Below are 26,800 nucleotides of genomic sequence, written 5' to 3'. Positions count from 1 at the left end.
CCCATGGGGGGTATACATTCTCCACGACAGAGATACCCCGAGCGGGTATCAAGGATTGGGCGACGGGCGACCGGCCGAGGCGGCCCCGCCAACCCGAGGAGCCGAGGAGCGGCGATGAGTACTGCGGCACCCGCGAGTGGTCAGGTGGAGCTGGCGATCGGCGGCATGACCTGCGCCTCCTGCGCCGCGCGGATCGAGAAGCGGCTGAACCGGATGGAGGGCGTGGAGGCCACGGTCAACTACGCCACCGAGAAGGCCCGGGTGAGCTTCGGCCCGGACGTGGCGGTGGCCGACCTGATCGCCACCGTCGAGAAGACCGGCTACACCGCCGCGCTGCCCACCCCGCCCCGGCCCGCGCCCCGCCCGAGCGCCCCCTCCGCCGACGGCTCCCGCTCCGACGGCTCCGGCGCCCTCGCCGGTTCGGCCGCACCGCCCGAACCGGACGCGCCCGACGGACCGGACGAACTCGCCCCGCTACGGCAGCGGCTGGTCACCGCCGTGGTGTTGGCGGCGCCGGTGATCGCCCTGGCGATGGTCCCCGCCTGGCAGTTCACCTACTGGCAGTGGCTGTCGCTGGCGCTGGCCGGCCCGGTGGTGACCTACGCGGCGTGGCCGTTCCACCGCGCGGCCTGGACCAACCTGCGGCACGGCGCCGCCACCATGGACACCCTGGTCTCCGTCGGGACGCTGGCGGCCTTCGTGTGGTCGCTGTGGGCGCTGTTCTTCGGCCACGCCGGCATGCCCGGGATGACCCACGGATTCGAACTGACCATCGCCCCCAGCGACGGCGCCGGCAACATCTACCTGGAGGCCGCCGCCGGCGTCACCGCCTTCATCCTCGCCGGACGCTACTTCGAGGCCCGCTCCAAGCGCCGCGCCGGCGCCGCCCTGAGGGCCCTGCTGGAACTCGGCGCCAAGGACGTCACCGTGCTGCGGCCGGACGGCCGTGAGGAGCGCGTCCCCGTCGACACGCTCGTCCCCGGCGACCTGTTCGTCGTCCGTCCCGGCGAGAAGATCGCCACCGACGGCGAGATCGTCGAGGGGACCTCCGCCGTGGACGCCTCCATGCTCACCGGCGAGTCGGTCCCGGTCGAGGTCGCCCCCGGCAGCCCGGTCACCGGCGCCACCGTCAACGCCGGCGGACGCCTCGTCGTCCGCGCCACCCGCGTCGGCGCCGACACCCAGCTCGCCCGCATGGCACGCCTGGTCGAGGACGCCCAGAACGGCAAGGCCGCCGCCCAGCGGCTGGCCGACCGCATCTCCGCCGTCTTCGTGCCCATCGTCATCGCGCTCGCCGTCGCCACCCTCGGCTTCTGGCTGGCAGCCGGCGTCGGCCCGGCCGCCGCCTTCACCGCCGCCGTCGCCGTCCTCATCATCGCCTGCCCCTGCGCCCTCGGCCTGGCCACGCCCACCGCGCTGATGGTCGGCACCGGGCGCGGCGCCGCGCTCGGCATCCTGATCAAGGGCCCGGAGACCCTGGAGACCACCCGCAAGGTCGACACCATCGTGCTGGACAAGACCGGCACCGTCACCACCGGCCGGATGACCCTGCTGGCCGTGCACACCGCCGACGGCGAGGACGAGCGCGAGGTGCTGCGGCTCGCCGGCGCCCTGGAGCACGCCTCCGAACACCCCATCGCCCAGGCCGTGGCCACCGCAGCCACCGAGCGCCTCGGCACCCTGCCCACCCCGGAGGACTTCGGCAACGTGCCCGGACTCGGCGTCCAGGGCGTCGTCGACGGCCACGCCGTCCTGGTCGGCCGGGAACGCCTGCTGGCCGAGTGGGAGCAGCCCCTGCCCGCCGACCTGGAACGGGCGCTGAAGGCCGCCGAGGCCGCCGGCCGCACCGCCATCGCCGTCGGCTGGGACGGCCGGGCCCGCGCCGTCCTGGAGGTGGCCGACGCCGTCAAGCCCACCTCCGCCGAGGCCATCACCCGGCTGCGCGCCCTCGGCCTGACCCCCATCCTGCTCACCGGCGACAACCGCACCGTCGCGGAGGCCGTCGCCCGCGAGGTCGGCATCGCCGCCGACGACGTGATCGCCGAGGTGATGCCGGAGGACAAGGTCGACGTGGTGCGACGGCTCCAGCGCGAGGGGCGTTCGGTGGCCATGGTCGGCGACGGGGTCAACGACGCCGCCGCCCTCGCCCAGGCCGACCTCGGCCTGGCCATGGGCACCGGCACCGACGCCGCCATCGAGGCCGGCGACCTCACCCTGGTGCGCGGCGACCTGCGCGTGGCCGCCGACGCCATCCGGCTGGCCCGCCGGACCCTGCGCACCATCCACACCAACCTGTTCTGGGCCTTCGCCTACAACGTCGCCGCACTCCCGCTGGCCGCCGCCGGCCTGCTCAACCCGATGATCGCCGGCGCCGCGATGGCCTTCTCGTCCGTCTTCGTCGTCGGCAACAGCCTCCGACTGCGCCGCTTCCGCTGACCCCCTCCCGGATCCGCTGAGCTCCGGATCCTCCACTGACCATCCGCCAACCGCCCGCGCAGCGAGGGGGCGGGCCGGTGCCCTGGCAACCGGCCCGCCCCTCGCGCACGTGGCTGACCGGTGCCGAGGTCCTGTGGGTGGGACGTGTGACCGGCCCGACAGGTCATTGGACCAGGTCGGTGTGCGGATGCTCGGGAGAGGCGGGGCAGACGTAGAGCTGCATGTTGTCCGCGCTGCCCACTTCGACCTTCGTCGGCTGCGCCGGGTTCAGGCCGGCGCGATGACTGGCGGCGTAGGCGGCGGCCCGCTCCTCCTGCCCCAGGCGGAGCGAACGCGCAGCCCGCCCGCACCCCCGCCGGTCACATCTCCCGCTCCCCGTGCGTCATGGAGTACGACAGACCCACACGAGGAAGCGAGACCCATGGCCGAGCACGAGTACCTGGCGGAACGGTTCGAGGCGCACCGGGCCCATCTGCGCGCGGTGGCCTACCGCATGCTGGGCTCCCTCAGCGAGGCCGAGGACGCCGTCCAGGAGGCCTGGCTCAGGCTCAGCCGATCCGACGCCGGCGACATCGGCAACCTCGGCGGCTGGCTGACCACCGTCGTCGGCCGGGTCTGCCTGGACATGCTGCGTTCGCGCACCGCACGGCGCGAGGAGCCACTGGACGACGCGGATCCGCACGCCCACGCCCCGCACCGCGTGCCCGACCCGATCATCAGCGCCGCCGACGGCGTCGACCCCGAGCAGGAGGTCCTGCTCGCCGACTCGGTGGGTCTCGCGCTGCTCGTGGTGCTGGAGACCCTGGCGCCCGCCGAACGGCTCGCGTTCGTCCTGCACGACATGTTCGCCGTGCCCTTCGACGAGATCGCCCCCATCGTCGGACGCACGCCCACCGCCGCCCGGCAGCTCGCCAGCCGCGCCCGCCGCCGGGTGCAGGGAGCGGCCCCGACGCCCGACACGGACCTCGTCCGTCAGCGGGAGGTCGTCGGCGCCTTCCTCGCGGCCGCCCGCGGCGGGGACTTCGACGCGCTCGTCGCGGTCCTCGATCCGGACGTCGTCGCGCGGTCCGACAGCGGCGGGTTCCGGCCCACCTCCGTGGTGCGCGGCGCGGCGGCCGTGGCCGGGCAGGCGCTCACCTACGCCAAGTTCGCCTCGGTGGCGCGGCCCGCGCTGGTCAACGGCGCCGCGGGGGTCGTCGCCAGCGCCCAGGGACGGCCGATGTCCGTCATGGCGTTCACGATCGCGGGCGGGCGGATCGTCGCGATCGACATCCTCGCCGACCCGGACCGCCTGAGCCGGCTCGACCTGACCGTCCTCGACTGACCCCGGCCCGCCAACCCCGACACGCCCCCAACGCCCCCCCCACCCGGTTGCCGCCGGAAAACTCCCGCCGGAGGATGTCGAGAAGGAACGGCCCGCTCCGACGTCCCCGGTGAGAGGCACCCATCGAGGGTGTCGGTCGCACAGGGAGTCACCCCATGAAGTACATGCTGATGATCTTCGGCAAGCAGTCCGACTACGAGGCCATGGGCGGCAAGCCCTCGGACGGGCCCGCCTGGACCCCGCAGGACATCAAGGCCATGGTCGACCACATGGAGGCGATCAACAACGACCTCGCCGAGTCCGGGGAACTGGTCACCGCCGAGGGCCTGGCCGAGCCGGCCCAGGCCCGGCTGGTCACCACCACCAAGGACGGCGTCCCGGTGATCTCCGACGGGCCGTACGGCGAGTCCAAGGAGGTGCTGGCCGGGTTCTGGATCGTGGACTGCGAGAACATCGAGCGGGCCACCGAGATCGCCGCCCGCGCCTACCGGTGCCCGCAGCCCGAGGGCGCCCCGAACTACCCGGTGATCGTCCAGCCGATCGGGGAGGCGCCCACTCCCTGACCGGATCCGCGCCATGAGGTGAGATGGACCCACAGCCCGTCGCCGAGGACCTGCTGCGCCGCCACGCGCCGCAGGTCCTCGGCGCGCTCGTGCGCCGCTACGGCCACTTCGACGCCGCCGAGGACGCCGTGCAGGAGGCGCTGCTCGCCGCCGCCGTCCAGTGGCCGACGGACGGCCTGCCGCAGAACCCCCGGGGCTGGCTGATCAGGGTGGCGTCCCGCCGGCTGATCGACCAGCTGCGCGCCGAGGAGGCGCGCCGGCGCCGCGAGGAGACGGCCGCGGCGCTCACCCCGCGGGACGAACTCCTCGCCCCCGCCCCCGACGAACCCACCACCCCCGAGCCCGCCACCGCTGGGCCCTCCGTCCCGGCCGCCGGCGCCTCCCGTGCCCCGTCCGAGGACGACACGCTCACCCTGCTCTTCCTCTGCTGCCATCCGGCGCTCGCCCCGGCCTCCCAGGTCGCGCTCACCCTGCGCGCCGTCGGCGGCCTGACCACCGCGGAGATCGCCCGCGCCTACCTCGTGCCGGAGGCGACGCTGGCCCAGCGGATCAGCCGGGCGAAGAAGCGGATCAAGGATTCCGGCGTTCCCTTCCGCCAGCCCACCGGTCCGGAACGGGCGGGACGCCTGGCCGCCGTCCTGCAGGTGCTGTACCTGGTGTTCAACGAGGGCTACACGGCCAGCTCCGGGGACCGCCTGCAGCGCGCGGACCTCGCCGCCGAGGCGATCCGGCTGACCCGCGCCGTGCACCGGCTGCTCCCGGACGACGGCGAGGTCGCCGGGCTGCTCGCCCTGATGCTCCTCACCGACGCCCGGCGCCCCGCCCGCACCGCCCCGGACGGCGCGCTCGTGCCGCTGGCCGAGCAGGACCGCTCCCGCTGGAACGGCGACGCCATCGCCGAGGGCGTCGCCCTGGTCACCGACGCGCTCGCGCGCCACCCGCTCGGCCCCTACCAGCTGCAGGCGGCGATCGCCGCCGTCCACGACGAGGCCCCCAGCGCCGAGTCCACCGACTGGCCGCAGATCCTCGCCCTCTACGACGTCCTCGCCCGGGTCGCCCCCGGCCCGATGGTCACCCTCAACCGCGCCGTCGCCCTCGCGATGGTGCACGGTCCACGCGCCGGCCTGGCCGTGCTGGAGCCCCTGTCGGGGGACGCCCGCATGGCCGACCACCACCGCCTGCACGCCGTCCGCGCCCACCTGCTGCAACTGGCCGGTGAGCGGGAGGCCGCCCGCGAGGCCTACCGGCGCGCCGCCGACGGCACCCTCTCCCTCCCGGAGGAGCGCTACCTCCGGGCCCGGGCCGCCGCCCTCGCCCCGAACCGGCCGGGCGGGTAGTTCCCACGCTCCGCCGGGGGCGGCGAAGGTATCGTCACGCTTCCACCGACACCGGCCGGCGAGAGGACCCCAGCGTGGCGAACGCGTTCGAGACGACGGACGGCACGGCGGACGGCACGGCGGACGGCGTACCGCCCGGGGCGCCGGACGACGCGACGGTGTTCGGGACGACCGGCGGCCGGGTGCGCGGCAGGCGCCTCGGCCCGGGCGTCGTCGCCGTGCTCGGCATCCCGTACGCGGCACCGCCATTCGGCGCCGACCGCTTCCAGCCGCCGCGGCCGGCCGCGCCCTGGCGCGGCGTCCGGGAGTGCGTGGCCTTCGGCCCGATCCCGCCCCAGTCGGCCCGGCTGCCCCACGCGCCGTCCTGGTCGCCCGGCGACCACGACGTGCTGAGCCTCAACGTGTGGACGCCCGCGCCGGCGCCGCGGCCGTCGGACCGCCCGCTGCCGGTGCTGCTGTGGATCCACGGCGGCGCCTACACCTTCGGCTCCTCCGCCCAGCCCGACCACGACGGCGCCGAGCTCGCCCGCGCCGGCCTCGTCGTGGTGACCTGCAACTACCGGGTGGGCTTCGAGGGCTTCGGGCACGTCCCGGGCCGACCGGACAACCGCGGTCTGCTCGACCAGGTGGCCGCCCTGCGCTGGGTCCGGGACAACATCGCCGGCTTCGGCGGCGACCCGCGGAACGTCACGGTGGCCGGGCAGTCCGCCGGGGCCGGCTCGATCGCCTGCCTGCTCGCCATGGAGGAGGCCCGCGGACTCTTCCACCGGGCCATCGCGCACAGCGTGCCCGACGCCTACTTCCCGCTCGACCTCGCCACCGCGATCACCGCGCGGATCGCCGCCGCGGCCGGCGTCGCCCCCACCGCCGAGGGCCTGGCCTCCGCGCCGCCCGAGGCACTGGTGGCCGCCACCGACCAGGTGGCAGGGGCCTACCGGGCGGACCCGGACTCCGGCCCGCTGCACTACGACCCGGTGCTCTACGCCCCCGTGCTCGACGGCACGCTGCTGCCCACCGACCCGCTCGACGCCCTCTCCGCCGGCGCCGCGCGCGACGTGGACCTGCTGCTGTGCCACACCCTGGAGGAGCACTGGCTCTTCCACGCGGTGGGCAGCCTCGCACCGATCTCCTCCTGGGCGGAGCTCGCGCGCTTCGCCCGGGAGTACGACCTCCCCGACCGGCTGGTGGCCGGCTACCGGGCGCTGCTGCCCCGGGCCACACCGCTGGAGGTCCACCTGGCGCTGCTCGGGGACGGCCTCTTCGGCGAGCACACCAGCCGGCTGGCCGAGGAGCAGGCGCGTGCCGGCGGCCGGGCCCACCTGGCCCGCTTCGCCCGGCGGCGCACCACCCCGCACGGTCCCGTCCGGGCCTGGCACGCGGCCGACGTCCCCTTCGTCTTCGGCCACGTCGACGACCCGCGGGCCGCGTTCCTGATCGGCGGCGAGCCGGACGACGACGACCGCGCGCTCTCCCGGCGGATGCGGCGGGCCTGGGTGGACTTCGCGACCACCGGCGACCCCGGCTGGCCCCCGGTCACCGCCAGCACCACCCCGGTGCGGTCCTGGTCCGTGCCGGCCGACGGCCTCGCCGACGACGACACGACCGGGATCCGCGCCCTCTGGCACGGCGTCCGCATCGGCGGCCTGCGCGCCTGAGCCCCGTCGCCTCGAAGCGGGCCACGAAGCGGGGCCACAAGCACGGCAGCACGGGACACGGCCCCGCGGGATGGGGCCGGGCGGCCGTCCGCCGCCCGGCCCTCCGTCCGGTTGCCCCCTTCCCGCACGCCGGTCAGGGCGCGGCCAGGGCCTCCGTCGGGGAGAGGCGGGACGCGCGGACCGCCGGGTAGAGCCCGGCGAGCGCGCCGATCAGCAGCGTCGCGCCGAAGCCGCCGAGCACCGCCCACAGCGGGACGACCGTCGGCCAGCCCTGGTAACCCGCGTAGCCGGTGGTGACCGCGCCGCCGAGCAGCGCGCCCCCGGCCCCGCCGAGGGCGGACAGCAGCAGCGACTCGGCGAGGAACTGGGTGCGGATCTGCCCCCGGGTCGCGCCGAGCGCCCGGCGCAGGCCGATCTCCGCCCGCCGTTCCAGCACCGAGATGACCATGGTGTTGGCCACCCCGACGCCGCCGACGAGCAGCGCCACCGCGCCCAGGCCGAGCAGCAGCCCGGTGAACGCCTCGTCCGCGGCCTGCTCTGCGGCGAGCGCGTCGGACGGGCGGGAGACCTCGGCCTCGTTGGGCGCCTCCGGGTTGGCCGTGGCGCCGAGCACCGAGCGGACCTCCTCCACGCTGCTGTCCGCCGCCCGGGCGTACACCGTGGTGGGCAGGCCGTCGAACCCCAGGGCGGACTCGGCCACCGGCCAGCCGACGAGCACCGCGGTGTCCAGTTCGGGAGCGAGCGGCGCCGGTGCCAGGACGCCGACGACGGTGAACCACTCGTCGCCGACGAGCACCCGCGCATCCGGGCCGGCCTGGCGGATCCCGAGCCGCTCCGCCGCCGTGGCACCCAGCACGGTCGCCGGGTAGCCGCCGGTCGCGTCGTTCAGCCACGTGCCGCTGGCGATCTCCACCCCGGTGGTCTCCGGCAGGTCGGTGCGGGCGGCGTAGGTGGCGATCCCGTTGGTCTCGGTCTTCGGGATCCGGTCGGTGCGGTACGCGTTCGCGTCCTCCACCCGCCCGATGGCGGAGACCGACTCCACCGGGGCGATCCGCCCCACCATCTCCTCGGCGGTGGCCGGCAACCGGGCCTGTTCACCGGTCATCGTGGTCCCCGGGGAGACGTTCAGCAGGTTGGTGCCGAGGGAGGCGAGCGTGCGGTCCAGCTCGGCGCGCGAGGAGGAGGAGATGCCGACGACGGCGACCATCGCCGCGATGCCGATGGCGATCCCCAGCGAGGAGAGGAAGGCCCGCGTCCGGCGGGTGCGCAGGCCGACGGCGCCGACCCGCAGCACGTCGCGCGGCGACAGCCGGGCCGGCCGCAGCGCGCCGGCCCGCGCGGACGCGTCGGCCGCCGACGCCGCCCCAGCCATCAGCACACCTCCCCGACGGCCCCGACGGCCCCGACGGCCCCGGCGGAGTCCTCGACCACCCGGCCGTCCCGCACCCGCACCTGCCGGGGCAGCGAGGCGGCGATCTCCCGGTCGTGCGTGATGATCACGACGGTGGTGCCGGCGGCGTTCAGCTCGCGCAGCAACCGCATCACCCCCTCCCCGGAGGCCGAGTCCAGCGCCCCGGTCGGCTCGTCGGCGAGCAGAAGCGGCGGGTCCCCGGCCACGGCCCGGGCGATGGCGACCCGCTGGCGCTCCCCGCCGGACAGCTCGTGCGGCCGGTGCCCCGTGCGGTGGCCGAGGCCGACCCGCTCCAGGGCCGCCGCCGCGCGCCGGCGGCGCACGGCCCGCCGCAGCCCGGAGTACAGGAGCCCGTCGGCCACGTTGTCCAGCGCCGCCGTGCCGGCGGCGAGGTGGAACTGCTGGAACACGAAACCGATCCGGCTCGCCCGCAGGGCGGAGAGACGGGCGTCGGAGAGCCGGGCCACGTCGTGGCCGTCGATGCACACGCTCCCCGAGGAGGGCCGGTCCAGGGTGCCGAGCAGGTTCAGCATCGTCGACTTGCCGGACCCGGAGGGGCCCACGACGGCCACCAGCTCCCCGCGCCCGATCCGCAGCGAGACGCCGGCCAGCGCGACGACCCCGCCCGGGTAGACCTTGGCCACGTCGGTCAGGGTGATCATCCCGGCATCCCCACGATCGTGCCCTCGGCGATCCCCTCGCCGGAGACCTCCACCCGGCCGCCCGCGAACAGCCCCGTCTCCACCGGCAGGTAGCGGGACGTCTCCCCCTCCACGACCTCCACACCGAACCCGCCCTCGGCCAGCGCAAGCAGCGCGGCGACCGGCACGGTCAGCACGTCCGGGCGCTCGCCGGCGGTGAAGGTGACGTCCACCGCCGCCATGGCGTACGCGTCGGCTGCCCGCTGCGCCTCCTCGTCCGGCAGCTCGACGACCACCTCCACCTCGGTCCGCGCCTCCTCGCCCTGTCCGCCCGGCTCCACCACCGTCGCCACCTCCGCCACGCGGCCGTCGACCGGGGTGTCGTCGGGCAGCGTCACGGTGACGGCGGCGCCGACCTCCGCCAGCCGCTGGTCCGCCGGGTCCAGCGCCACGGTGACGGCCTTGGTCGTGCTGGTGTGCGAGAGCACCGCCTGCCCCGGCGCGGTGGGATCGCCCTCCGCCGCGGCGAGGCCGTCGACCCTGACGGCGCCGGGCGCGAACACCACCCGCCCGAGGTCGACCACGCCGGTCTCCTCCAGCCCCCGGTCCTCCTGCCACTGCCGGACCGCCTCCGCGGTGCCGTGGGTGTACTCCTCGTCGACGGTGAAACCGGTGTGGCCGAGCGCGCTCAGGTTCTCCTCCAGCTGCCTGACGTCCGGCCCCTCGATGCCGGGCTCCAGCGCGCGGTAGGCCGGCATCGCGCCGTACATCAGCGTCACCGGCCGGTCGTCCACCGCGTACAGCGTCTCGCCGCGGCCGATCTCCTCCCCGGTCTCCGGCAGCGCGGTGACCGTGCCGGTCAGCCGGCTCGCGACGGTGGTGGCGGGACCGTGGCCGAGCTGCCCGTCGACGGTCAGCGCGTCGGTGAGGGTCTGCCGGGTGACCTCGGCGGTGTTCGCCGGCACCGCGCCGGCCGCCCCGTCGTCGTCGGACGCCCCACCGCCGCCGCCGAACCCGGAGACGGCGCCCACGGCGGCGACGGCCGCCACGACGACCACCGCGACCGCGACCGTCCGGCCCCGCCACCGCCGGCGCCGCGGCCGATCCCCCGGCGAGGCGACATCCACTGCCTCCGCCGCGCCCGGCGCCCGGTCGGCGGCCCCGCCGGACACGGCCGCCGACGGCGCCACACCGGGCGGCGTGGCCGGCCCCGCTCCCGCCATCACCGGCCTCCCGTCGCCGGGCCGCCGGCGGACAGGATGTCCTGGCACGCCTCCTGCGCGGCCTCGAAGTCGGGATCCTCCGCGATCTCCCGGTTGATCCGGACGCCGCGCTGCCCCGGCTCGGGATCCGGGAACGCCTCCACCCCGTTCTCCCGCATGCACCCGGCGAACTCGCGGGCGTTCTCCTCCGCCTCCGGATCCGCCTCCCCGGAGCCGTTCGCCTGCGGGTTGAACTCCCGGCAGGCCTCCATCGCCGCCTCCACCACAGCCGGATCGGAACCGCCGCGGATCACGATCCCCGGACCGCCCGGCTCCGGATCCTCCATGTCCACGCCGTTCTCCCGCATGCACTGGGCGAACCGCACGCCCATCTCCTCCGGGCTCAGGCTCGCGCCCGTCCCGCTCCCGGATCCGGCGTCGTCCACCTCGCCCCCGACCGAGGCGACGGCAGCGCCGTCGCCGTCGTCCGACGCGCATCCGGTCAGGGCGACGGTCAGTGCCAGCGGCAGGACCACCAGCGCCCGCAAGGGCCGCAGTCGCATCGCGGCGCCTCCTCATCGTCGTGGCCGGAGCGGTCTCCGGCCGATCGGAGGCGATGCAACGCGAGGGCGCGTTTCCCCGGCGTTTCCCCACCCCACCCCGCCCCCACCCACCGGCCACCGGGCCCATCCACCGGCCACCGGGCCCACAGGCCCCCCGGCACTGACGGCCCCGCGGCACTGACGGGGAGGAAACACCCCGTCGGCCACCATTGCCCGCGGGGGACGCCCGCACGGGATGGCGGCGTCCCCGAACCGGCGGAGGGAGCGCGGGCAATGCGGGTGCTGGTGGTGGAGGACGAGCCGATGCTCGCCGACGCGATCGCGGAATGGCTCCGGGAGGAGGCGCACGCGGTCGACATCGCGAACGACGGAGCCGCCGCCCTGGAGCGCGCCGGCACCAACGACTACGACGTCGTCGTCCTCGACCGCGACCTCCCCGCCGTCCACGGCGACGACGTCTGCCGCGAACTGGTCGCCGCCGGCACCCCCACCCGGGTGCTGATGCTCACCGCCGCCGCCGACGTCACCGACCGCGTCTTCGGCCTCTGCCTCGGCGCCGACGACTACATCACCAAGCCCTTCGCCTTCCCCGAACTCGCCGCCCGCGTCCTGGCCCTCGGCCGGCGCTCCCGCCCGGCCGCGCCCCCGGTGCTGCGCCGCGCCGGCATCACCCTGGATCCGGCGCGGCGCGAGGTGTTCCGGGACGGCCGCTACGTGCCGCTCTCCCGGAAGGAGTTCGCCGTGCTCGCCGAACTGCTGCGCGGCGACGGCGCCACGGTCTCCGCCGAGGTGCTGCTGGAGAAGGTGTGGGACGAGAACGCCGACCCGTTCACCTCGGCGGTCCGGCTCACCATCTGGAAGCTGCGCCGCAAGCTCGGCGCACCGCCCGTCATCGAGACCGTCACCGGAGTGGGGTACCGCATCCCGTGAGGCGCCGCACACGCGTGCCGGGCCGCCTCACCCTGCGCGCCCGGCTCACCCTGATCCACGGCGGCATGTTCCTCGCCGCCGGAGTGGTGCTGCTCGGCGCCACCTACGCCCTGTTCAGCCAGCAGCTCGACGGCCCCCTGCTGCGGATCACCGCCACGGAGGGCGGCCAGCGGCAACCCACCCCGTCCCCGTCGTCGACCGGCCCGTCCCCGTCGGCGTCGACCGACGCGTCCGGCAGGCGGACGTACCTGATCGCCGGAACCGGCACCGAACTCGACGCCATCGAGGCCGGAACCGGTCCCGAGACGGGCCTGGCCACGGCCGCCGAGGAGTGGATGCACGAGCAGCGCGCCGAACTGCACGCCGCCGCGACCACCTCGCTGCTCACCCAGGGCGGGATCGCGCTGCTCGTCGTCGGCGGCGCCGCGGCCGGCACCAGCTGGCTGGTCGCCGGACGCGTCCTCGCCCCGCTGCACCGGGTCACCGACACCGCCCGCCGGATCGCCGCCGCCCCGGCCGCCGACCGCGGGCTACACGAACGCATCGCGCTGCGCGGCCCGGACGACGAGGTCAAGGACCTCGCCGACACCTTCGACACCATGGTCGAACGGCTCGACCGCTCCTTCGACGGCCAGCGCAGGTTCGTCGCCAACGCCTCCCACGAGCTGCGCACCCCGCTCACGCTGGTCCGCGCCGTGGTGGAGGTCGCCATGCACCGCAGGACGGCCTCCGAGGACGTCAAGCGGCTCGGCGAGAGCCTGCTGGAGATCAACGCCCGGAACGAGCGCCTGATCAACGGCCTGCTGCTGCTCGCCGGCTCCGAACGGGAACTCACCACCCGGTGCCCCGTCGACCTCGCCGACATCGTCGCGCACGTCGTCGCCAACACCGCCGCGGAGGCGGAACGGGCCGGCGTCACCGTCCACGAGGACGCCGGCGAGGCGCCCTCCACCGGCGACGCGCTGCTGCTGGAACGCCTGGTGCACAACCTGGTGGAGAACGCCATCCGACACAACACCGGCCCCGACGGCTGGGTGCGCGTCACCAGCCGCACCCTGCCGGACGGCCGGGCACGGCTGGAGGTCGGCAACACCGGCCCGCTGGTGCCGGCCTTCGAGGTGCCCACGCTCTTCGAACCGTTCCGCCGACTCGGCACCGACCGCCTGGTCGGCGCGAAGGGCGCCGGCCTCGGCCTGTCCATCGTCCGCTCGATCGCCCACGCCCACGGCGGCGAGGTCACCGCCCGCGCCCGCCCCACCGGCGGCCTCACCGTGACCGTCACCCTCCCGCCCCCACCACCCTGACCCGTTCGACGACCGCCCAGGCTCCGGGGCCGGTAGGGGGCGAGGCGCGGCGCCCGGAGGGCTCGTCACCAGCTCCGCCGCACGGCCGCCTTGGCCCCGGTCACCAGGCTGGCCGGCGGGACGTCGTCGGCCACGACCGCGCCGGCGGCGACCACGGCGTCACGCCCGATACTGACCCCGGGCAGGATCGTCGCACCGGCGCCGATCCACACGTTCTCCGCCACGTCGATGGGCGCGCCGGTGAGGTACCGCCGCCGCTCCCCGGGATCGACCGGGTGGCCGACGGTGACGAACGTGACCCGCGGCCCCACCATCACGCGCTCGCCGAGCCGGATGCCGGCGTAGTCCAGGAACGTGCAGTTCTGGTTGACGAACACGCGCTCGGCGAGGTCGAGGCGGAGGCCGTGGTCCGTGTAGAAGGGGGGATAGATCGTGCAGGAGGCAGGCAGGGGCCTGCCGAGTATCCGTTCGAGCAGCTCCGCCCTGCCCGCTTCGTCCTCGAACGGCAGGACGTTCAGCCGGGAGGTGAGCTCGGTGACCCGCAGCACCCGGTCGGCCATGGCCCGGAACTCGGGGCCGTGGATGCGCATGAGACGGTCGCTGGACACGCCGCGATCCCTCCTGGTGTCGACGTTGTACCGACGCTGACGGTGTGTCGGTGTGACTGTGTGCCGATGTGCCGGTGTGCCGGTGTGCCGGTGTGCCGGTGTGCCGGTGTGCCGGGGCAGGACTCACCGGGTCCTGGCGGAGGCCGCTGTTTCGCCGGCCGGTTCGGGTCACCCGTGCCGCGGCGGCGTCGTCGCCCAGGACGGGCGCCAGACCGCCCCGGGGAGCCTTGGCAGGCCCGCGAGGTGGGCGATGACCCCGCGGAGCCCCGGATGCGGGTTCGCTCCGGGGAGGAGGAGCGAGAGCGGGTACGCGAGCGCCGGACCGACGACGGGGATGCGGCGCAGGTCGTGCTCCGCCGGCCAGATGTAGCGGTCGCGCGCCCCGACCAGCGTGGCCACGTCCGCGGACTCCGCGAGCGTCTCCAGGAGCACCTCGTCTCCGAAGTGCGGCCCGGCGGCGTCGATCCGCAGGTCGAACTCGGTGGCCAGCTCGTCGTAGAACTCCCCCCACTCGCTGCGGGGCGCGATACCCGGCACCCATATCCGGTGCCCGCGCAGCTGCGCCGGGCTCAGCCTCGGTGCGGAGGCGAGCGGATGCCCCGGCCCGACGAGGAGCTCCAGCGGGGAGTCGAACGCATGGACCATCCGCACGCCGGGCGGCAGCGCTGCCGGGTCCGTGACGCTCCGGAATGACGCGTCGACGTCACCGGCCTCGACGGCGGCGGCCGCCACCCGCGGATCGTCGACGCGGAGCGTCACCACGTCGAGCGCGGTTCCGGGACGCGACCGCCAGTACTCGTGCAGCACGACGGCCTGCGCGCTCCGCAGGCCGAGCACGTCGACCCGGAGCGCCCGGGAGCCCGGCCTGACCGCCGTGACGGCACGCTCGACCCCCGCGACGATGCTCCGCGCATGGGGCAGGAACGCCTGACCATCCAGCGTCAGCTCGACCCCCCGGGCGGTACGCGTGAACAGACGGACCTCCAGATCCCGCTCCAGCGCCGCGATCCGCTTGGAGACCGCCTGCTGCGTCACGCCCAGCTCGTCCGCCACACGCCCCAACCGCCCGAGCTCGGCCGCCCGGACGAACGATCGCACTGCCTCGGTGTCCACCGCCCGATCGTAGGGGCCCCCAACCGACCGTTGTGGCCCACCGGGAGTCGGTTGAGCGCATGGCCCCGTTCACCCCCGCCGCGCACGTCGAGTTGGCCACCGTCACCAGGCCGAAAGCCCTGGTCTGGACGGAGGAACGCATCCAGCTGTGGCGGGCCAACGGCAAGAAGCCCTCCCCGGTCATGGTCTGGACCCCGGAGCAGGCCGGTCCCCGCCGCGGCGAAGCCTGCGGAGCCTGCTGGGTCGACCACGACTCCCGCAACGAGTCCCTCGCCATCGCCACCCAACTCGTCCAGGACGGCTGGGACATCATCGAGGGCGAACCCAAGACCAACGCGGGCATCCGCGTCATCGCCCCCTCGACGAGTAGACCGACGCCGGCCTGCGCGACCACAAGCGCCGCCAAGCCAAGGAACGCGCCGCCGCAGGGAAGCCTGGATCGAAACCGGCCGCATCTTCACCGAGGAGAACGGCTCCTGGCTCCACCCCGGCGGGGTCTTCCCGTCCGTCCTCGACGAACTCGCCCGAGCCGCCGCCGAAGCCGTCGTCCAACTCGTCCCCCGCACCCGCCGCCGCCTCCACGCCGTGGACGGCCAGGCAACGCGAGCCACCGCTCCCCGAAGCACCAGGCCCACCTCACGCCGCAGGCCCCCCGAGAGCAAAGACACCGCGTAACGCAGGATCAATGAAGAGTGGCGCTGCCCCCTGCACCTGCTGGGGCAGCGCCACCGCCTTGTTCAGTCATCGGGCACAACACCGGACGAGACAGCCCCTTCGTCCAGGCTGCGGGCTCGCAGGATGAGGCGTCACGGCAGGAAGCTGAAGAGATACACGCCTCGCTCTCCCCCCACCATGAGGTCGAGAGTCGATCCCACCCAGGCACACGAATGCAGTGCCCCATCAGCCCGCGCGACCGCCACGGTGTCCCATTCCATGACATCCCAGATCCGCACCGTCCCATCGCTGCCGGTGGTGGCGAGCCAGCTGCCGACGGGAGCAACCGCCACTGACGTCACCCCACCCCTGTGGCCGGCGAGCGTGGCCGTACAGGCACCCGTCACCCGATCCCACACCCGCACCCTCCCATCGGAGCTACCCGTGGCCAGCCAACTGCCATCAGAAGCAACACCCACCGACAACACCCCATCGCTGTGGCCGGTGAGCGTGGCCGCGCAGGCACCCGTCACCCGATCCCACACCCGCACCATCCCGTCCTCACCGCCTGCGGCCAGCCAGGCACCATCAGGCGCAACCGCCACCGACAACACCGCAGAGGCGTGACCGGTGAGCGTCGCCGTACAGGTACTCGTCACCCGATCCCACACCCGCACCACCCCATCGGAGCCGCCTGCGGCCAGCCAGGCACCATCAGGCGCAACCACCACCGACAACACCCCACCGCCGTGACCGGTCAGCGTCGCCGTACAGGCACCCGTCACCCGATCCCACACCCGCACCACCCCATCGGAGCTACCCGTGGCCAGCCAACTGCCATCAGAAGCAACACCCACCGACAACACCCCACCGCCGTGACCGGTCAGCGTCGCCGTACAGGCACCCGTCACCCGATCCCACACCCGCACCACCCCATCGGAGCCGCCCGAGGCCAGCCAGGCACCATCAGGCGCAACCGCCACCGAAAACACTGAGCCAGCCTGACCCGCAGGAGCGGGTAGTTGACCCACGTGGCGGGAATCCCAAACCCGCACCGTCCCGTCGGAGCTACCCGTGGCCAGCCAGGCACCATCAGGCGCAACCGCCACCGACGACACCGCAGAGGCGTGACCAGTGAGCGTCGCCGTACAGGCACCCGTCACCCGATCCCACACCCGCACCACCCCATCGGAGCCGCCCGTGGCCAGCCAGGCACCATCAGGCGCAACCGCCACCGACAACACCCCACCGCCGTGACCGGTCAGCGTCGCCGTACAGGCACCCGTCACCCGATCCCACACCCGCACCACCCCATCGGAGCCGCCCGTGGCCAGCCAGGCACCATCAGGCGCAACCGCCACCGACAACACCCCACCGCCGTGACCGGTCAGCGTCGCCGTACAGGCACCCGTCACCCGATCCCACACCCGCACCACCCCATCGGAGCCGCCTGAGGCCAGCCAGGCACCATCAGGCGCAACCGCCACTGAGAACTCCCCACGAGTGCTGGTGAGCGTGGCCGTGCAGGCACCCGTCACCCGATCCCACACCCTCACCACCCCGTCGCCGCCTGAGGCCAGCCAGGTGCCATCAGGCGCAACCGCCACCGATGACACCGCAGAGGCGTGACCGGTGAGCGTCGCCGTACAAGCACCCGTCACCCGATCCCACACCCGCACCACCCCATCGGAGCCGCCTGAGGCCAGCCAGGTGCCATCAGGCGCAACCGCCACCGACTCGACCCCACGGGCGCTGGTGAACGTGGCCGTACAGGCACCCGTCACCCGATCCCACACCCGCACCGTCCCGTCCCAGCTACCTGTGGCCAGCCAGACGCCATCAGGCGCAACCGCCACCGAAAACACCGGACCGGCATGACCGACGAAGGTGCGTTGGACCGCGGGGTGGGGGGTGTCGGGTGGGGGCCATTGGTTGATGAGGCAGGGGCGTAGGGCGGGGTCGTGCTGGCGGGTGGCGATCTGGGGGTGCCAGTGCGGGTGGTTGTGGAGGCGTTGGTGGAGGACGGTGGTCAGGGCGCGGGGTGGCGTGGTGGGGGTGAGGAGGTGGGCGGCCTGGGTGAGGCTGCGGGCGAGGGGGCGGGTGTAGGGGGTGTCGATGCGGTCGAGGTCGTTCCAGGGGGCGGTGGGGCCGCGTTGTGTCAGGCGGGTCTCGACCCAGCGCAGGTCGCCCGCGACGCCCTCGGCGTCCCTGGTGCGGCCGGCGGCGAGGAGGTGATCGATGAGGTGGTCCAACAGGTAGTGGTCCTGCAGTTCCCACCAGGCGCGCTGCGGATCGGCTACGACGGAGGCGAGTGGCTGGGCTGGGGGCAGCTGTGCGGCAACAGTGTCGACGAGCTGGCCGTTGAGGCGGGCCAACCTGTCCCGGCCCAGGGTGGCGCGGAGGTAGTCGCGGATGATGTCGTGCAGACGGATCCGGCCGCCGTCCCGCGGATCGAGGCTGATCAGGGATAGCCGTTCCAGGCCGCGACACAGCGCACGGGTCTGCTCTTCGCTCAGAGAACTGGTGGCCCGCCACAGCAGCGCGACGGCAGACACCGGGATCGGCTCGTCTTCGGCGAAGATGCCGAGTTCCATGAAGCGGTCGGCGCCGCCCGGTGGCAGCAGAGTGGCAGCGGCCTGGATCGATGCCTCGACGGCCTGGTTTCGGAGCCGGGGGTCGTCCAGATTCCAAGCGGAGGCGGGTTCATCCACCGCCGCGGGGCCCGCCGCGCGCAGTTGGTCAAGGATTCGCTGCGCGGCAACGACTGGATCGGCGCCTGTGGCCACCTGTTCGGTTATCTGCCGGTTGGTCAGGCGCAGGAGGAGGGCCCAGCGTCCGGTGGCCTGGAGCAGGCCGTCGACTACCTCGGCCGGGAGGGACGCTAGTTCCAAGGTGAGGAGGGCCCTGGCCTGTTCGGGGGTCATCTCGTCGACTGGGATGCGCTCCGTGCCGGTCGGCAGGAGTCCGGGGTTGCGCGTGGTGATCAGCCGCACGCATCGCCGGCCGCCATGGAGGAAGGGTGCGAGTTGCTCGGTCTCCCAGACGTCGTCGAGGACGAGCAGCGTGCGGGGACGCTGGTCCAGCAGGCGTCCGAGGTGGGCGCCGGCCAGTTCGGGATCGTCGAACTCGGTGGTGTCGCCGGTGATGAACCGAGTGGCCTCGGCCACCTTGGCGGCAACAGCGGCCGGCCCGCGCACGTCCCGGCCGATGGTGACGGTGTAGACCCGGGAACGGAAGTGGCGCCGCACACGCCGGTGCGCGGCCACGGCCGTGGCCAGGGTCGTCTTGCCGAAACCACCCGCGCCGTACAGCGAGGTGGTGATGCCCACCGCCTGCCCATCACGGCACACGGCCGCCACGACCTCGCGGGCCTGGGCCCGGTCCACGAACCACCCCGGAACCACCGGCGGTGGTGGCGGAGGCGGATCACCCCCGTCCGCCGGGGCGCGCTCCTGAATCCACGCCGCCGCCACTGCGCCCAGGACCGTGAGCGACCCGATCGCCGCGACCGACCACCACGGACGCTCCCGCACCACATCCAGCGGCCCAGGCCAACGCTCGGCACCGGTAGCGGCGTTCACCGCCGCCCCCAGCAACACCGCCAGCGCCGCCGCAACCCCCGCCAGCACCACCAACGCGACAACACGGCCCCGCAACGCAACCCCCAAGCCTGGTCACCGGCGCGGAGACTACCGCCCCGCGACCCTCACCATGGCGGAATCACCGCAGCGCTGGCGCGTGTCAGCCACGCTCCTGCGAACCGGCCGCCCCAGGGGCACACAAGGCGCGGGCGAGGGCAGCATGAGCGCGCATCACCGCCGCGGCCCCCGCGTCCACGTTGTCCTCACCGTGCGGCTCGCCGCAGTCGCACAGGCTCCATCCGTCCCGCTCAACATGGTCGGCCGTCGCTTCAGCAAGATCGGCCAACTCCTCCAGCACCCCGACCGGCACCGAACCCTCCGGGCTGCCGTCGGCCTGAGCAAGGGCAGCCCCGAGTTCGGTGGCGAGGTCGAGGACATGGGAAGCAGAGCGGCTGTCCCCGTTGAGGTAGGCGTACTTGCCCACCTGGGCCGCCGTCATCACCAGCCACCCAAGCGACTGACCATCCACGGGCACCATCCGTTGGTCAACGCGGACGGGACGCACGGGCGTGGACATTTCCGGCTCCTTCGGCCTGCTCGTCCGACGCGCGGGCGATGGCCTCGGCGACCGTGTCGGACGGGACCAGGTGAACCGCCTCCTCCGGGTCCAGCCCGGTCTGCTCGGCGATCGCGTCGACCATGTGGGCGACGACGTCCACCAGGGCGATGGGCTCGATCTCCAGCCCCCGGGTGAGCAGCACGGCGTTGGCCTTGGTCACCAGCGCCTTGAACTGCACGCTCTCTCGCACGTCCGCCATGAACCCACCCTAGAGGCGGAGACCCTCGCGCTCGCCATGCACCAATGGCCTCCCCTTGGCCTCCCCCGCCTTCCACACCCCTTCACTCCGACCCCGCCTTGACGAAGCCCCAACGCAGAAGGCCAGGTCAGACGGGGTCTGACCTGGCCTGGAGGAGAGCCGCCTGTCGGGATCGAACCGACGACCTACGCTTTACAAGAGCGTTGCTCTACCAGCTGAGCTAAGGCGGCGGGTGGGTCGCGTGGGGGCGCGCGCGGGACCACTGTACACAAGAAGATGCTGGTGGGCAGGTGGTTTTGGGGGGTGCTTCGGGGAGGGTCAGCCGACCCAGGATTCGGGGGCCGGGGCGGTGGTGGGGACGGGGGCCGGGGCCGGGGCGGTGGAGGCGCGGACGACGAGTTCGGGGGCGAAGAGGAGTTCGGTGCGCGGCGGGCGGTCGCCGGCGATGGCGTCCTGGAGGGCGCGGACCGCGGCCTGGCCCATGGCGTGGACGGGCTGGCGGACGGTGGTCAGCGGGGGGTCGGTGAAGCCGATGAGCGGCGAGTCGTCGTAGCCGACGACCGAGACGTCCTCCGGGACGCGCAGGCCGCGTTGCCGGACGGTGCGGATCGCGCCGAGCGCCATCAGGTCGTTGGCGCAGATCAGGGCGGTGGCGCCGCGGTCGAGGAGCGGGCCGGCGGCGGCCTGGCCGCCCTCGACGGTGAACAGGGACTGCTCCAGCAGGCCGCCCTCGGGCAGGGCGGCGGCGCGGGCGACGTCGGAGGCGGGGCCGAAGCGCTCGGCCATCGCGGCGCGGAAGCCCGCCGCCTTGCGGGCGGTGGGGACGTAGCGCAGCGGGCCCACGGCCAGGCCGATGCGGCGGTGGCCGAGATCGGCGAGGTGGTGGACGGACAGCTGGGCGGCGCCCGCCTCGTCGCTGGAGACGAAGGTGGCCTGGAGGCCCTCGGCGCAGCCGTTGACGAACACCATGGGCAGGCCCCGGTCGAGCAGCCGGGTGTAGCGGCCGGTGTCCGCGGTGCTGTCGGAGTGCAGGCCGGAGACGAAGACGATGCCGGACACCCCGCGCTCCATCAGCATCTCGGTGTAGTCGTCCTCCGAGAAGCCGCCGGGGATCTGGGTGCACAGCACCGGGGTGTGGCCGTACTGGGCCAGGGCGCGCTCCACGGACTGGGCGATGGCCGGGAAGACCGGGTTGTCCAGCTCCGGCACGATCAGGCCGACCAGGCCGGTGCCGCGCCGCCGCAGCCGCGCGGGGCGTTCGAAACCCAGCACGTCGAGGGCGGTGAGCACGGCCTGCCGGGTGTGCTCGGCGACCCCCGGTCTGCCGTTGAGGACGCGGCTCACCGTCGCCTCGCTGACCCCAGCCTGTGCCGCGATGTCCGCCAGCCGTGCACGCATGGTTCGAACCATAGTCTGCAACGCAGCGTGTTCGAACCGTCGCGATCGGACTACTGACTTTTCGCTAAGGCGCGGGTAGCGTCAAGCCAACTCCGCCGAGGACGGTGGAGAGGACCCGCAGGGCTGCCCGTCCGTGGCGTCGTCGTGTGCGCGGTCCCCCGGTTCCTTTACTCGGATCGTCCGGCACGTTCCTGCCGGTGAAGGGAAGTACACAGTCATGGCTACGGTCACGTACCGCCAGGCGTCTCGCGTCTACCCGGGGGCCGAGCGCCCCGCCGTCAACGCCCTGAACCTGGACATCGCCGACGGCGAGTTCCTCGTCCTGGTCGGGCCCTCCGGCTGCGGCAAGTCCACCTCCCTGCGCATGCTCGCCGGCCTGGAGGACGTCAACAGCGGCTCGATCCACATCGGCGACCGCGACGTGACGCACCTGCCGCCGAAGGACCGCGACATCGCGATGGTTTTCCAGAACTACGCGCTGTACCCGCACATGTCGGTCGCCGACAACATGGGCTTCGCGCTGAAGATCGCCGGCGTGAACAAGGCGGAGATCCGCACCCGCGTCGAGGAGGCCGCCAAGATCCTCGACCTGACGCAGTACCTCGACCGCAAGCCGAAGGCGCTCTCCGGTGGTCAGCGACAGCGTGTCGCGATGGGCCGCGCCATCGTCCGCGAGCCGCAGGTCTTCCTCATGGACGAGCCGCTGTCCAACCTGGACGCCAAGCTCCGTGCCTCCACCCGTACCCAGATCGCCTCGCTGCAGCGCCGCTTGGGCGTCACCACGGTCTACGTCACCCACGACCAGATCGAGGCCATGACCATGGGCGACCGCGTCGCGGTGCTCAAGGACGGCCTGCTGCAGCAGGTCGGCACCCCGCGCGAGATGTTCGACCGTCCGGCGAACGTCTTCGTGGCCGGCTTCATCGGCTCCCCGGCGATGAACCTGCTGGAGCTGCCGCTGGTCGACGGCGGCGTGCAGTTCGGCTCCAGCGTGGTGCCGCTGTCCCGCGAGGCCGTGAAGCAGGCCGCCGACGAGGGCGCCTCCACCGCCACCCTGGGTGTCCGCCCGGAGCACCTGGACATCGTGTCCTCCGAGGGCAAGGCCGAGGGCCTCGAGGTCGTCGTGGACGTCGTCGAGGAGCTGGGCGCGGACGCCAACATCTACGGCAGCGCCAAGGTGGGCGGCAAGAACGTCGACCTGGTGGTGCACGTCAACGGCCGTCAGGTGCCGTTCAAGGGCGAGACCATCCGCGTGGTGCCGCGCACCGGCGAGACCCACCTGTTCTCGACCCGCTCCGGCGAGCGCCTCAGCGACTGACCCGGGCGCACGGCCCAGCGACGACGCTCCCTCCCGGCTGCTCCACCGCCGGGAGGGAGCGGTCGCGTTTGCGCCCGGGCGCTCCCGCCGTCGCGCGCCGTGCCCGCCGTCCCGCCGTCCCGGCCGTGGACGCCTCCCCCTCCCCCGCCGTCCCCGCGGACACGCCGCCGGGGCGTTGCCGCCCGCCTGCCCTGGACCCGACATGGACCTCAAGATCACCGCGGCGTCGCCGGAGCAGCCGGCGATCCTCCTCGACCTGCCCTGGGACGTCCCCCTGGAGGAGTGGCCCACCGAGCACCTGGTGGCCCTCCCCCGCGGCATCTCCCGCCACGTGGTGCGGTTCACCCGCGTCGGCGGCCAGGTGTACGCGCTGAAGGAGGTCGGCGAGCACGCGGCCTGGCGCGAGTACGAGCTGCTGCGCGACCTCGCCCGGCTGGACGTGCCCGCCGTGGAGCCGGTGGCCATCGTCACCGGACGCCGTGACGCCCAGGGCGAGGAGCTGGAACCCGTCCTGATCACCAAGCACCTGCGCGCCTCCATGCCCTACCGGGCGATGTTCGAGACGACGATGCGCCCGGGCACCATCAGCCGACTGCTGGACGCCCTGGCCGTGCTGCTGGTCCGGCTGCACCTGGTGGGGTTCGCCTGGGGCGACTGCTCGCTGTCCAACACGCTGTTCCGCCGGGACGCCGGCGCCTTCGCCGCCTACCTGGTGGACGCCGAGACCGGCACGCTGCGGCCGCAGCTCTCCGACGGGCAGCGCGACTACGACATCGAGATCGCCCGGGTGAACATCGCCGGCGAGCTGCTCGACCTCGACGCCGGTGGCTTCCTGCACCCCTCGATCGACGCGATCCGCCTGGGCGAGGAGATCGTCGACCGCTACTGCTCGCTGTGGAAGGAGCTGACCCGGCCCTCGGTGTACCCGTCGGCCGAGCGCCACCGGATCGACGCGCGCATCCGGCGCCTCAACGACCTCGGGTTCGACGTCGCGGAGCTGCAGATCGAGCGCTCCCCCGGCGGCGACAAGGTGACCATCCTGCCCAAGGTCGTGGACGCCGGCCACCACACCCGGCAGCTGCTGCGGCTCACCGGGCTCGACGTGGAGGAGAACCAGGCGCGGCGGCTGCTCAACGACCTGGAGACCTACATGGCCGCCCAGGATGACTACGACCCGGAGGACCCGCTCAGCGCCAGCCAGGAGGTCGTCGCGCACCGGTGGCTGCGCGAGGTGTTCCGGCCGACGGTGCGCCAGGTGCCGAGGCCGCTGCGCAACCGGATGGAGCCGGCGCAGATCTTCCACGAGATCCTGGAGCACCGCTGGTACCTGTCGGAGCAGCGCGAGCAGGACGTGACGCTGGTGGCGGCGGCGGAGGACTACGTGCGGGCGGTGCTGGCGTTCATCCCGGACCCGGACGCGGAGCTGGACCCGGAGCAGGACGGCGACCCGCACCACCGGCCGGAGGACGAGCACACCACCGGTCGGCGTCGGGGCGAGGAGGAGGACGGCTGACGGACGGCCGAGGGCCGGGGGACGGCGGCTGACGGCTGACACGGCAGCGGGGCGACGACTGACGGCCGCGCGTCAATCCCGACACACCGTCACCACTCCTTCGAGTGACGGATTGTCGCCAAATGAGTACCCATCGCTACCATCGTCGGCGTGAAGCTCGCAGCGCGCCGTATGGCCAGAACTCTCGCCCTCGTCCTGCCCGTCGTCATGGTGATGACCGGCACGCTCGCCGTCACCCAGGTCCGCTGGGCCGGCGGCGCGGACTCCCAACTCCTCGGCCCGACCGGCTCCTCCGACGCCGCCGAGGAACCGCCACAGCAGCAGCTGCGCAGGCACCTGCTCGCCGAGCTGTGGGAGAACGACCCGGGGGTCGCCCTCGACGGCCTGGCCCAGGCCATGCGGGAGCGGCCCTCGCTCACCCAGTACTGCACCGGCATCGCCAAGGAACTCGGCCGCGCGGCGGTCGAGAAGTACAAGGGCAACCTGGAGAAGGCGCGTGCCTTCGCCCGGCCGGTGTGCGACGAGTCCTTCGCCTCCGGGGTCTCCACCGCGCGCTGAGTCGCGTGCGGCCCGTGGAGCGTCCGGTCGGGGCGGACGACACCAAACCCCGTGACGGAACAACGGAACAGGTCAGCACCCGAGGCCCGGCGGTCATCCGCCGGGCCTCAGCAGTGTGTGGGCCCCCGGCCAGTGGCGCCCCTTCACGGTGCGTGGCACCTCGCGGTGGGGGCATGACGCGGGCGGGGCCGGCGCTCCTCCGGGGAGGAGGAGCGCCGGCCCCGCCCGTGGTGGACGCCGGTGGCTCAGACCGCCGGCTGCGGGGGGCGCGCGCCGCTGCCCAGGAGGGCGCCGTTGGCGCCGCTGCCCAGGATGCCGCCCAGGGCGCCCTGCGGGGCCGGCGGCTCCTCGGGCTCCGGCTCCGCCGGGGGCGCGGCGGGCTCCTGCGGCGCCTGCTGCCACGTGGGCGGCTCCGGCCGGGCCGGCGGCTCGGCGGGCGGGGCCGGTTCCTCGGCCGGCTCGCCGCCACCGCCCGAGTCCGTGCCGGCCGCCGGGGCGTCCGGCGCCGTGCCGCCCACGGAGCCGTCCTCCACCGTCTCGGCCGGGGCCTCGCCCGCTCCGGAGTCCTCCGGGAGCGTGTCGGAGGAGCCGGCGCCCGACTCGTCGGCGGCGTCGTCCGCCGAGTCCGCCGAGGCGTCCCGCGGCACGCCGGCCTCGGGGGCGTCGGCCGGGTCGGAGGCCTCCCCGGACGGCTCGGCGGCGTCCCCCTCGGTGGCGTCGGCCTCCGGTGAACCGCTCGGTTCGGGGCTCGGCCCACTCGACGGCTGCTGGCCCGGGGTGGAACCGGGCAGCGGCGGCAGCGGCTCCTCCGGGCGCGTGGCCGACCCCAGGCAGGCGCCCAGCATCAGCGCCAGGCCCACCACCATCGTCACCATCACCCCGGTGCGCCGGAACACCCGGCCGCGCAGCCGGCTGATCGGCACCCGGCCGCCCAGCTTCCGCCACGCCTCGCCGACCACCCAGGCGTCCAGCGAGTACACCGGCGCGCCGGCCACCAGCAGCGGGCTCCAGGCCGCCAGCAGCATGATGTCCGGCGTCTCGTAGACCGGCACGGTGCGCCAGGAGACGGTCACCAGCAGGGCCGCCGAGAGCAGCATCCCCACCGCGGCGGACAGCCGCTGCCACAGCCCGAGCAGCGTCAGCATCCCGATGATGACCTGCAGGAACGCCACGGTGAGTCCAGCGCCCACCGGGTGGGTCACGGCGAACTCGTGCAGCGGGGCGGCGACCGTCCACGGGGTGAGCGTGTCCAGCCAGTGCGACAGCGAGCCGGCCTCGCTGCCGTCGAAGTACAGCGGGTTGGTGAGCTTGCCCAGGCCCGCGGAGAGCGTGATGGCGCCGATCAGCAGCCGCAGCGGCAGCAGCACCACGCCGAGGTTCATCCGCCGGCCGGGGTACCAGGCGTGCCGCACGTCGCCGGGCGGCACGCCGTCCGGGCCCTGGCCGTCCGCGGCGCCGCCGAGCACGCCGATCGGCTGGGTCTCCGCCAGGTCCCGGCCGCGGCCGCCCTGGCCGTGGCCGAGCGCTCCACGACCGCCCGCGCCGCCGGCCGCGCCGGTGCCGGTGGTACCGGTGGTGCCGGTGGTACCGGTGGTACCGGTGCGCCGGCCGCCGTTCCACTGCGCCGGCAGCGCGGCGGTCTCCTCGACCCGGGGCAGCACGGCCGTGACCGCGCCCGCCGCGGCGTCCGCGCCCAGGCCCGCCGGGGTCGCCGCCGGGCCGCCGGCGCCGGCACCCGCACCGGCCCCGACACCGGGGTTCACGCCGGGGTTCACGCCGGGTGCCAGCGCCACCGGGGACGAACGGCGCACCGCCACCGGACGGACCGTGGCGGGGATGGAGGGGGTGGACGCTCCGCCGGCGCCGGCACCCG

21 protein-coding genes and 1 tRNA gene are annotated in these 26,800 nt (G+C 74.3%); 10 read left to right on the top strand and 12 right to left on the bottom strand.

Features of this window, described 5'->3' with window-relative positions; genetic code table 11:
• The first annotated feature begins 114 nt into the window (after window positions 1–114).
• The 5 genes from FHU37_RS22835 to FHU37_RS22815 all read left to right on the top strand — a co-directional run bounded on the left by FHU37_RS22835 (window position 115) and on the right by FHU37_RS22815 (window position 7,315).
• Window positions 115–2,436 (top strand): heavy metal translocating P-type ATPase, encoded by a 2,322-nt coding sequence (locus tag FHU37_RS22835; protein WP_179816565.1) that lies wholly within the window; start codon window positions 115–117, stop codon window positions 2,434–2,436.
• Window positions 2,437–2,857: 421 nt separating this feature from the next.
• Window positions 2,858–3,760, top strand: coding sequence for a sigma-70 family RNA polymerase sigma factor (locus tag FHU37_RS22830; protein ID WP_179816564.1), 903 nt, complete (start codon window positions 2,858–2,860; stop codon window positions 3,758–3,760).
• A gap of 155 nt (window positions 3,761–3,915) precedes the next feature.
• A complete protein-coding gene (locus tag FHU37_RS22825) occupies window positions 3,916–4,323 on the top strand; it encodes a YciI family protein (protein WP_179816563.1) in 408 nt (135 codons plus the stop codon).
• Between the two features lie 23 nt (window positions 4,324–4,346).
• Window positions 4,347–5,660: an RNA polymerase sigma factor gene (locus FHU37_RS22820; protein ID WP_179816562.1), complete on the top strand. Its 1,314-nt coding sequence runs from the start codon at window positions 4,347–4,349 to the stop codon at window positions 5,658–5,660.
• A 158-nt stretch (window positions 5,661–5,818) separates the two neighbouring features.
• Window positions 5,819–7,315: a carboxylesterase/lipase family protein gene (locus FHU37_RS22815; protein WP_179817296.1), complete on the top strand. Its 1,497-nt coding sequence runs from the start codon at window positions 5,819–5,821 to the stop codon at window positions 7,313–7,315.
• Window positions 7,316–7,448: 133 nt separating this feature from the next.
• Here the strand turns inward: FHU37_RS22815 and FHU37_RS22810 are convergent, their stop codons facing one another.
• The 4 genes from FHU37_RS22810 to FHU37_RS22795 all read right to left on the bottom strand — a co-directional run bounded on the left by FHU37_RS22810 (window position 7,449) and on the right by FHU37_RS22795 (window position 11,132).
• A complete protein-coding gene (locus FHU37_RS22810; protein ID WP_179816561.1) occupies window positions 7,449–8,687 on the bottom strand; it encodes an ABC transporter permease in 1,239 nt (412 codons plus the stop codon).
• The gene (locus tag FHU37_RS22805; RefSeq protein ID WP_179816560.1) at window positions 8,687–9,388 is read right to left on the bottom strand and encodes an ABC transporter ATP-binding protein; all 702 of its coding nucleotides are present in this window, start codon (window positions 9,386–9,388) and stop codon (window positions 8,687–8,689) included. Before FHU37_RS22805 ends, FHU37_RS22810 begins: the two co-directional genes overlap by 1 nt.
• Window positions 9,385–10,416: a peptidoglycan-binding protein gene (locus FHU37_RS22800; RefSeq protein ID WP_312892807.1), complete on the bottom strand. Its 1,032-nt coding sequence runs from the start codon at window positions 10,414–10,416 to the stop codon at window positions 9,385–9,387. Before FHU37_RS22800 ends, FHU37_RS22805 begins: the two co-directional genes overlap by 4 nt.
• 173 nt (window positions 10,417–10,589) lie before the next feature.
• Complete coding sequence (locus FHU37_RS22795; protein WP_179816558.1) at window positions 10,590–11,132, bottom strand: hypothetical protein; 543 nt, start codon at window positions 11,130–11,132, stop codon at window positions 10,590–10,592.
• Between the two features lie 273 nt (window positions 11,133–11,405).
• Between FHU37_RS22795 and FHU37_RS22790 the strand changes: the two genes are divergently transcribed.
• Together FHU37_RS22790 and FHU37_RS22785 are read left to right on the top strand one after the other, a co-directional pair.
• Window positions 11,406–12,062: a response regulator transcription factor gene (locus tag FHU37_RS22790; protein WP_179816557.1), complete on the top strand. Its 657-nt coding sequence runs from the start codon at window positions 11,406–11,408 to the stop codon at window positions 12,060–12,062.
• The gene (locus tag FHU37_RS22785) at window positions 12,059–13,366 is read left to right on the top strand and encodes a sensor histidine kinase (RefSeq protein ID WP_312892806.1); all 1,308 of its coding nucleotides are present in this window, start codon (window positions 12,059–12,061) and stop codon (window positions 13,364–13,366) included. The genes FHU37_RS22790 and FHU37_RS22785 overlap by 4 nt, the downstream gene beginning before the upstream one ends.
• A gap of 65 nt (window positions 13,367–13,431) precedes the next feature.
• On the opposite strand, the gene FHU37_RS22780 is transcribed toward FHU37_RS22785, so the two are convergent.
• The 7 genes from FHU37_RS22780 to FHU37_RS22750 form a co-directional block, all read right to left on the bottom strand.
• Window positions 13,432–13,974 carry a DapH/DapD/GlmU-related protein gene (locus FHU37_RS22780; RefSeq protein WP_179816556.1) on the bottom strand — a complete coding sequence of 181 codons (543 nt, stop codon included), beginning with the start codon at window positions 13,972–13,974 and terminating at the stop codon, window positions 13,432–13,434.
• A 168-nt stretch (window positions 13,975–14,142) separates the two neighbouring features.
• Complete coding sequence (locus FHU37_RS22775; RefSeq protein ID WP_179816555.1) at window positions 14,143–15,087, bottom strand: LysR family transcriptional regulator; 945 nt, start codon at window positions 15,085–15,087, stop codon at window positions 14,143–14,145.
• Between the two features lie 806 nt (window positions 15,088–15,893).
• The gene (locus FHU37_RS22770; protein ID WP_179816554.1) at window positions 15,894–19,373 is read right to left on the bottom strand and encodes an NB-ARC domain-containing protein; all 3,480 of its coding nucleotides are present in this window, start codon (window positions 19,371–19,373) and stop codon (window positions 15,894–15,896) included.
• 109 nt (window positions 19,374–19,482) lie between these two features.
• Window positions 19,483–19,899 (bottom strand): hypothetical protein, encoded by a 417-nt coding sequence (locus FHU37_RS22765; protein ID WP_179816553.1) that lies wholly within the window; start codon window positions 19,897–19,899, stop codon window positions 19,483–19,485.
• The gene (locus tag FHU37_RS22760) at window positions 19,868–20,140 is read right to left on the bottom strand and encodes a hypothetical protein (protein WP_179816552.1); all 273 of its coding nucleotides are present in this window, start codon (window positions 20,138–20,140) and stop codon (window positions 19,868–19,870) included. The genes FHU37_RS22765 and FHU37_RS22760 overlap by 32 nt, the downstream gene beginning before the upstream one ends.
• A gap of 157 nt (window positions 20,141–20,297) precedes the next feature.
• A tRNA-Thr gene (locus tag FHU37_RS22755) sits at window positions 20,298–20,370 on the bottom strand.
• 88 nt (window positions 20,371–20,458) lie between these two features.
• Window positions 20,459–21,538: a LacI family DNA-binding transcriptional regulator gene (locus tag FHU37_RS22750; RefSeq protein WP_179816551.1), complete on the bottom strand. Its 1,080-nt coding sequence runs from the start codon at window positions 21,536–21,538 to the stop codon at window positions 20,459–20,461.
• 217 nt (window positions 21,539–21,755) lie between these two features.
• Here FHU37_RS22750 and FHU37_RS22745 point away from each other — a divergent pair, with 217 nt between their 5' ends.
• The 3 genes from FHU37_RS22745 (at window position 21,756) to FHU37_RS22735 (ending at window position 24,927) form a co-directional block, all read left to right on the top strand.
• A complete protein-coding gene (locus tag FHU37_RS22745) occupies window positions 21,756–22,856 on the top strand; it encodes an ABC transporter ATP-binding protein (RefSeq protein ID WP_179816550.1) in 1,101 nt (366 codons plus the stop codon).
• Window positions 22,857–23,058: 202 nt separating this feature from the next.
• Window positions 23,059–24,369, top strand: coding sequence for a DUF4032 domain-containing protein (locus FHU37_RS22740; protein ID WP_179816549.1), 1,311 nt, complete (start codon window positions 23,059–23,061; stop codon window positions 24,367–24,369).
• 171 nt (window positions 24,370–24,540) lie between these two features.
• Window positions 24,541–24,927 (top strand): hypothetical protein, encoded by a 387-nt coding sequence (locus FHU37_RS22735; protein ID WP_218904817.1) that lies wholly within the window; start codon window positions 24,541–24,543, stop codon window positions 24,925–24,927.
• A gap of 245 nt (window positions 24,928–25,172) precedes the next feature.
• On the opposite strand, the gene FHU37_RS29150 is transcribed toward FHU37_RS22735, so the two are convergent.
• The gene (locus FHU37_RS29150) at window positions 25,173–26,744 is read right to left on the bottom strand and encodes a DoxX family protein (RefSeq protein ID WP_312892805.1); all 1,572 of its coding nucleotides are present in this window, start codon (window positions 26,742–26,744) and stop codon (window positions 25,173–25,175) included.
• Window positions 26,745–26,800 lie beyond the last annotated feature (56 nt).

Origin of the sequence: Allostreptomyces psammosilenae (assembly GCF_013407765.1) — a bacterium.
Classification (GTDB): Bacteria; Actinomycetota; Actinomycetes; order Streptomycetales; family Streptomycetaceae; genus Allostreptomyces; species Allostreptomyces psammosilenae.
Note: the sequence above shows the minus strand (reverse complement) of the source record. Positions and strands in the feature narration are given on the sequence as shown.

Coding starts and splice junctions, on each gene's coding strand:
- FHU37_RS22835 (WP_179816565.1), top strand. CDS start 115: ATGAGTACTGCGGCACCCGCGAGTGGTCAGGTGGAGCTGGCGATCGGC.
- FHU37_RS22830 (WP_179816564.1), top strand. CDS start 2,858: ATGGCCGAGCACGAGTACCTGGCGGAACGGTTCGAGGCGCACCGGGCC.
- FHU37_RS22825 (WP_179816563.1), top strand. CDS start 3,916: ATGAAGTACATGCTGATGATCTTCGGCAAGCAGTCCGACTACGAGGCC.
- FHU37_RS22820 (WP_179816562.1), top strand. CDS start 4,347: ATGGACCCACAGCCCGTCGCCGAGGACCTGCTGCGCCGCCACGCGCCG.
- FHU37_RS22810 (WP_179816561.1), bottom strand. CDS start 8,687: ATGGCTGGGGCGGCGTCGGCGGCCGACGCGTCCGCGCGGGCCGGCGCG.
- FHU37_RS22805 (WP_179816560.1), bottom strand. CDS start 9,388: ATGATCACCCTGACCGACGTGGCCAAGGTCTACCCGGGCGGGGTCGTC.
- FHU37_RS22795 (WP_179816558.1), bottom strand. CDS start 11,132: ATGCGACTGCGGCCCTTGCGGGCGCTGGTGGTCCTGCCGCTGGCACTG.
- FHU37_RS22790 (WP_179816557.1), top strand. CDS start 11,406: ATGCGGGTGCTGGTGGTGGAGGACGAGCCGATGCTCGCCGACGCGATC.
- FHU37_RS22765 (WP_179816553.1), bottom strand. CDS start 19,899: ATGTCCACGCCCGTGCGTCCCGTCCGCGTTGACCAACGGATGGTGCCC.
- FHU37_RS22760 (WP_179816552.1), bottom strand. CDS start 20,140: ATGGCGGACGTGCGAGAGAGCGTGCAGTTCAAGGCGCTGGTGACCAAG.
- FHU37_RS22750 (WP_179816551.1), bottom strand. CDS start 21,538: ATGCGTGCACGGCTGGCGGACATCGCGGCACAGGCTGGGGTCAGCGAG.
- FHU37_RS22745 (WP_179816550.1), top strand. CDS start 21,756: ATGGCTACGGTCACGTACCGCCAGGCGTCTCGCGTCTACCCGGGGGCC.
- FHU37_RS22740 (WP_179816549.1), top strand. CDS start 23,059: ATGGACCTCAAGATCACCGCGGCGTCGCCGGAGCAGCCGGCGATCCTC.
- FHU37_RS22735 (WP_218904817.1), top strand. CDS start 24,541: ATGGCCAGAACTCTCGCCCTCGTCCTGCCCGTCGTCATGGTGATGACC.